Origin of the sequence: Armatimonas sp. (genome assembly GCF_043760365.1) — a bacterium.
Lineage (GTDB): Bacteria > Armatimonadota > Armatimonadia > Armatimonadales > Armatimonadaceae > Armatimonas.
The window spans coordinates 1-6,231 of sequence record NZ_JAYUPA010000134.1 but is presented as its reverse complement, the minus strand read 5'-3'; the positions used below and the strand labels follow the sequence as shown (position 1 = coordinate 6,231).

The 6,231-nt window shown below is 59.7% G+C and carries 7 protein-coding genes; 4 read left to right on the top strand and 3 right to left on the bottom strand.

The annotated features are described in order from the left end of the window. Positions 1–808, bottom strand: an 808-nt coding sequence (locus tag ACH2EH_RS03495; protein WP_395139014.1) for a DUF1549 domain-containing protein, incomplete at its 3' end; no start/stop codon positions are given. Between the two features lie 148 nt (positions 809–956). Here ACH2EH_RS03495 and ACH2EH_RS03490 point away from each other — a divergent pair. From ACH2EH_RS03490 to ACH2EH_RS03475, 4 genes are read left to right on the top strand one after another with little or no spacing between them, the layout of a single operon-like run. Continuing rightward, positions 957–2,036: an amidohydrolase family protein gene (locus ACH2EH_RS03490; RefSeq protein WP_395139012.1), complete on the top strand. Its 1,080-nt coding sequence runs from the start codon at positions 957–959 to the stop codon at positions 2,034–2,036. Then, complete coding sequence (locus ACH2EH_RS03485; protein ID WP_395139010.1) at positions 2,033–2,500, top strand: Rieske (2Fe-2S) protein; 468 nt, start codon at positions 2,033–2,035, stop codon at positions 2,498–2,500. The genes ACH2EH_RS03490 and ACH2EH_RS03485 overlap by 4 nt, the downstream gene beginning before the upstream one ends. 2 nt (positions 2,501–2,502) lie before the next feature. Further along, positions 2,503–3,081 (top strand): hypothetical protein, encoded by a 579-nt coding sequence (locus ACH2EH_RS03480; protein WP_395139008.1) that lies wholly within the window; start codon positions 2,503–2,505, stop codon positions 3,079–3,081. Continuing rightward, positions 3,081–4,982 carry a DUF6785 family protein gene (locus tag ACH2EH_RS03475; protein ID WP_395139006.1) on the top strand — a complete coding sequence of 634 codons (1,902 nt, stop codon included), beginning with the start codon at positions 3,081–3,083 and terminating at the stop codon, positions 4,980–4,982. The genes ACH2EH_RS03480 and ACH2EH_RS03475 overlap by 1 nt, the downstream gene beginning before the upstream one ends. A gap of 126 nt (positions 4,983–5,108) precedes the next feature. On the opposite strand, the gene ACH2EH_RS03470 is transcribed toward ACH2EH_RS03475, so the two are convergent. Beyond that, entirely contained in the window at positions 5,109–5,726 is a 618-nt protein-coding gene (locus ACH2EH_RS03470) for a hypothetical protein (RefSeq protein ID WP_395139004.1), read from the bottom strand. Then, complete coding sequence (locus ACH2EH_RS03465; RefSeq protein WP_395139002.1) at positions 5,699–6,109, bottom strand: hypothetical protein; 411 nt, start codon at positions 6,107–6,109, stop codon at positions 5,699–5,701. Before ACH2EH_RS03465 ends, ACH2EH_RS03470 begins: the two co-directional genes overlap by 28 nt. Between the last annotated feature and the right edge of the window lie 122 nt (positions 6,110–6,231).

The window sequence follows — 6,231 nt, the reverse complement described above, 5'->3', positions numbered from 1 at the left end:
CATCCTCCAGAAAGATATTCCATGCGCCGTTCTTCCCCACACCGCGCCCCATCAACGTGGTGTCAAAGACCTCACGGAAGTGGCGCGGGTAGTCCTCCGAGGCCAGCAGCTTGGTCACTAAGAGCTCGCGTTTGTCGCCGTGGTAGTCGCCGATAAACTGCCTAAGCTCCTCACTCGTGGGAATCCGTCCGGCCAGATCCAGATAGAGGCGCCGCGCGAACACGGCATCGCTGGCAGGTCGCGCGGGGGTGAGCTTCTCTTTTTTCCAGCCCGCCTGCACAAACCAGTCTATGGTCGCGCTGGGGGTGAGATTTGTGGGGGGCGCTCCGAGTGAGGGTAGCGAGCGCTGGTAGGCTTGCATGTACTGGGGCACCGACTTTGTCTGTTCCATTTGGACAGGCAGGAGCGCGATCCAGGCCTTGAGGGTGTTGATGGCCTCGGGGCTGAGCTGTTTTTTAGGATCGGGCGGCATGTGCGGGCCGGGCTGGGGAAGGACATACTGCACCAGGCGGCTCTCGCCCGGCTTGCCGGGAATCACGGCAGGGCCACTATCACCACCGCTTAGAATCGTGTCCAGCGAGCGCAGGTCCAGCCCGCCGCTCTGGCGGACGCCCGCATGGCACTTCAGACAGGATTTATCGAGCAGTGGCTCTACCTGGTTATGCCAGTATTGCTCAGGATTGTTTGTTTGTGCCTGGTTTTGGGAGCGGGCACTGCGGGGGTAAAAACCCACAGCCAGAAGCGCGACGAGCGCCAAAAGGCTCGGTGCAAACCGGATGATATTACGGGAGTGGTGGCAGTTGGGCACAGCCCTTATATTAGCACAACTCTAGGCCTAAAGGAAAGCGCCTAACCGGAATACCCGAATTATGGATTTCAACTGGAAATATCAATTATCGTTGAGAAGTATCAATTCTCTCTCTGTTATGGTGGTCAAAAAACTGTCATAATAACTCATGGATGGCACGAACCTGATTATTGATTGTGATGTTCACCCAAGCGCGTCCAAAGAGCGCCCGCTGGATCCGTATGTTCCCGTGGCGTTTCGCGAGGCGCTCAAGCAAGGTATGGCTGCCGGGCCGGGACAGGGCTACGCGAACCCTTTTGGGGTGGATCGCCGTGATGCGAGCTGCAACGATCCCCAGCAAGTGGCGCTCGACCATCTCGACAAGTACGGGATTTCCTACGGCGTGCTCCAACCACCCGGGCTGGGCGTGAGCCTGACGCATAATATTGACATGGGCTCCGCGCTGGCTCAGGCCTGGAACGAGTGGCAGCTCGCCGAGTGGCTCTCGGTGGACCTGCGCTATCTGGGCTCGGTCTGTGTCAATACGAGTGATCCGAAACGTGCCGTCGAGCTGATTCATCAGTACGGCAAGCACCCGCAGATGAAGCAAGTCATCGTCAGCGGCGAGAGCGTGGATCTCTACGGCCACCGCCGCTATTTCCCGATCTTTGCGGCATGCGAGGAGCTGGGCCTGCCCTTTGCCCTGCATCCGGGTCGCGAGGGCAGCCTGCGCTCGTCCACTTCCGTGGGCAGGCCGTCGAGCTACTTCGAGTGGCACACGGGGATTCCTCTGACCTACCAGGCGCATGTAATTAGCATGACCTGCGAGGGGGTCTTTGCCGCGTTTCCGGGCTTGCGTGTCGTCCTAGTGGAAGGAGGGATCGCTTGGCTACTCCACACGCTCTGGCGGCTGGACAAGAACTTCAAGGCGCTTCGCAGCACAACTCCGTGGCTGAAAAAGCGCCCCTCTGAGTATATTCTCGACCAAGTGCGACTCACCACGCAGCCCCTCGAAGAACCTGAAAACCCCGAGCATCTGGCGCAGGTCTTTGCGATGATCCAGGCGGAGCGCACGGTCTGCTTTGCCAGTGACTTTCCGCATTGGGACTTCGATGATCCTAGGCGCGTCTTTCCTAGGACGCTCAGCTCTGAGCTCCTCCAGCGCATCTTCTACGACAATGCCGCTGAGCTCTATGGGCTTCCGACGCGGGCAAAAAAAGAGAAAGAGGGAGGGGAGGTAACTTCATGAGCGACTACCCCAGCGACTATCCCAATGGTTTTGGTAGCGAGAACGAGGCACTCGACACGGCCTTTCGCATTATTGATGAGGCAAAGCCGCCCAAGGCGCGGCAGCGCGGACGGCTCGTGGTCTGCATCGCGAATGCGCTTGGCATTGGGCAGAAACGTGTGGTCACGGATCCAGAGACGGGCGTGAGCATTGGGGTTTTTAATATCAGCGGGGAGTTCTTCGCGATTAAGAATATCTGTCCCCACCAGGGCGCGCCGCTGTGCCAGGGCTCGGTGCACGGCACGCACCGTCCCAGCCCCGTTTTTACCTACCGCCCTGATCTTCAAGGCCGGGTTCTGCGCTGCCCGTGGCACGGCTGGGAGTTTGATATCGTCACCGGCAAGGCACTCTACGATGCGAGCAGCCGTGTGGCAACCTATGTCTGCGAAGTGAACAGCGAGGGCGACTTAGTGGTGCTTCTCTAGCCATGGGCTACGCACTCCATAGCTTTGAGAGCATTGGCCCGCCGTTCTGGCTGGTTCAGGAGCAAGTCGTGATTGTCCCAGCAGGCGGCTGTCATTCGGTGCGCAACACGTCGCGCAAGCTTTTACTGGTGATAGGTGGCGCGTGTCGGCATCAGGTTCTAGGGCACAGCGGTCCGGGAAGCGATGTGGTCTTGAAGCCTGGCGACTGCCTGGCGCTTCCGCACCGCTGTGAGCAACGCTATCTCGGCCTTAGCACGGATCGAGAGAGCCGCCTGCACGTGATCCGCCTTGCCTACGATCCCATGCTCCTGCCGATGTTCTCGCTGGCACATCGTCCCGCAGCACTCTCTGAAGAACCCACGACGCTTACCGCACTGGCGGAGAGTTGCCTGCAAGAGCTGCACTACTTTTCTGCTCGTGAGGCTCAGTCGCTGCAGGGGACGCTTCTCCAGCTTACCGGGGAGCTCTCGCACTTGGAGCCTGCGGAAAATACAGCCCCTGAAGACAGCTCTGTCGGTGCCTATCTCATCTCCCAGGCAAAAGTACTCTTGCGCAAGCGCCTCGCACGGGAGATTGGTTAATGCTCACGCGGCGTGCGGTGGCGCTGGGACTGCTGGCGGGAGCGCTACTATGCGCGGTCACGCCCTACAATGACAACAAGATCGGGGCGACCACGCTGGCAGGCAACCAGTTCCCGGTCGGGGCGCTCTTTGTGCTCTTTGTGCTCGCCGTTCCCATCAATGCGCTCCTGCGGCGCTTTGCCGCACGTTTTGTCCTCACCCGCCCCGAACTACTAACCGTCTGGACACTGATCCTCGTTGCCTCGGGGCTACCGTCGTCGGGGCTGATGCGCTTTCTTCTGCCGCACCTCGCAGCGCCACAGTATCTCTCTAATAGCACCAATAACTTAGAAGCGCGTGTCTGGGGGAGCCTGCCACCCGCCTTTCGTTTAACCGATAAGGCCGCCGCCGATGCGTTTTACATGGGCTATCCACGTGGTGCAGAGCGGATTCCCTGGGAGGCTTGGTGGCAGCCGCTCTTGGCGTGGGGCGCGTTTGGGGTTTGCTTCTTTATGGTCACGTTTTGCCTGGCGAGCCTGCTACGCCGCCAGTGGATCGAGAACGAGAAGTTTGTCTTTCCGCTGGTCAGCTTGCCTTTGCTTTTAACTGAGAACCCGCCTAGCTTTCTGCACTCGCGCCCACTCTGGCTGGGGCTGGGCCTCACCACGGTGCTGCACTCGCTCAACGGCCTCCACCAGCTCTATCCGAGTGTCCCTACCATTCCGCTGACGTTCTCTCTGGAGGGAGTTTTGACCACGCCGCCGTGGAACCAGCTGGGCAACCTACCCGTGAATGTCTATCCGCTGGTAGTGGGGCTGACCTACTTACTGGCCACCGAAGTGGCGTTCTCACTCTGGTTTTTCTTTCTCTTTCACAAAGCCGAGATACTGCTGGCGACACTCAACAACTGGTACGCGCCCGGCTCGCTGGGCAGCCCGGCGGAGCGACAGTTCTCGGCCTTACAGGGCTTTGGCGGCGCGGTCGCACTGCTTGTCTGGACGCTCTGGATGGCACGGCGGCACTTGGCGACACTCTGGCGTGCCACCCAAGATGATCCGAGCGAGCTTCTCAGTCCCCGTGCTACGCTCTATGGGCTGGGGCTTGGCTATCTGGGAATGGCACTCTGGCTTTATATCGCCACCGTGCCGCCGCTCTTAATCGCGGTGAGCCTACTGACCGTCACCATTTCTCTTGTGACGATCTCGTGGCTGGTGACGCAGGCGGGGACGCTCTTTACGATCCCTTCGGGAATGACCATTGACTCGGTGGGGGGCGTGCTGGGAACCCAGGGAGCAACACCCGGCGCGTGGTACATGGTGCAGCGGGCGGAGTGCATCTTCTACCGTGATACCCGCGAGCTCCTTCTCGCTGAGGTTCTGACGGGGGCCAAGCTCGCCGAGGCGGGGGGATTCTCAGCACGGGCACTCTTCAAGGCGATGCTGGCAGCAGTTCTGCTGAGCGTGGGCGTCTCGCTGGTGGCCTCACTCTGGCTGCCCTACTACCACGGCGGCGCAAACTCTCTGGCCAATGCCTGGACCTACCGCACAGGACCACTGCGCCCACTGAATCTTGCGGGGAGCCTCGCCACAACCCCACTGCCCCTCGTTCCCTCCAACGCGCTGCATATCATCGGCGGCTTTTCGGGAGTCTTTGGGCTGCTCCTGCTCCGTGCCCGCGTCGGTTTTGGGCTCCATCCCATCGGCTTTATCGGTGCGTCGGTGTACTCCGGCTGGATGCTCTGGTTCTCCGTGCTACTGGGCTGGCTGGCGAAAGTGATTATCCTGCGCCTGGGCGGGCTGGGAGTCTATCGCGCCGCGCTCCCGCTCTTTCTGGGGCTGATCCTGGGCGATGTGCTCAATGCCGTTGTCTGGATCGTGCTGGGGGCACTCACCGGAGTCGGCTACGCCATCCTGCCCCAGTAGGAGTGCGGATACGGATTTCCTTGAAGTAGAAGACGCTCCCTGGGTCGTGGCCCTGAAGTGCAATGGCACCGCTTGATCTCGTCCAAGCGACTGCCAGGGATCCTGTGAGGGAGAAGGTTTCATTCTTTACTTCTCATAGGCTCCTCGTGTGGGGGGGACGCTACGCGGCTTTCCCTTGAGATCCGGAAAAGGGCCGAAGCGCTCCTGTCTGCCGGATTTTCGTGCGGGACTTGTCGGCTTGAGCTGAAAGTTCGCGACAGTAGGATCGGTGGACGGGTTGACAAACTGAGGGTCGGCGAGAAGATCCCCCTCGCCGGTGAGTTTTGGAGCGAGACCGCCGAAGTAGAGATTGTGGGCACGGACGATTCGCGTACTCTTCTGATCGCCTCCATCTGGCCCCACGGAGTTGATCGGCTGGTTGGGGCGGGAGACGAGAATATTGTTGACAATTCGGATATCATCTGTGACTTGAACGAATATCTGGCCCCAGTTCAGCTCCGGGGACGCTCCGTTGTAGTACGCGGTGTTGTGGATAATATCCACTTGATGGCTCTTGAAGGCATGGATGCCCGAGCCGCCGTTGCACAGCTCGATGAGGTTATCTGCGATTCGCACATGGTGGGCTTTATTGGTCTCAAAGCGCCCCAACACACTCAGGGCATTGCCATTGGTTCGGGCATCGGACTCGCCGATAAATGCTGCGTACTTCTCCTTGGCTACATCGGAGTCGCCACGGATATGCAAGCCGCGCACTTCACAAACGGGTCGGTGGGCTTGAAGTTACCACGCATCGTGGAGAGCTCAAAGGCGTAGCGCTGGTGAAAGTCCGGCGCGGCGGGATAGATTGTCGTTTCCAGGCTTCCCGTGCGCTTCTTCTTCGCGTCAAAAGACTCCAGTTTCACGCTCACGGGCCGCAGGGCAGAGACCGAGAGGCTGAAGCTCAGCGTCAGCTTGCCCAGGTTGGTTTCCGGGTTGCTCACGGCGAGCAGGTCGCTTGTGAGGATGCGTTTGGCGAGCATTCCCCCTGAGGTCTCCTGGCTCCCGGCAGTGTCTATCGTTCCGACCGGTTTGCGCTGTGCGCCGGGCCAGGGCTCGCCACTATTGAAATCAAGCTGGAGGAGTGTCATCGAGTCAGGGCTTTCTTGACGACGGTCATTGTTTTTTGCTGTTCTTTTTGCACAAAGGCGCGTGCTTTTTGGGTTTTAGCTTTTGCGGCGCTTAAATCTTGTGCGAGCGCCAGAACCGTGGC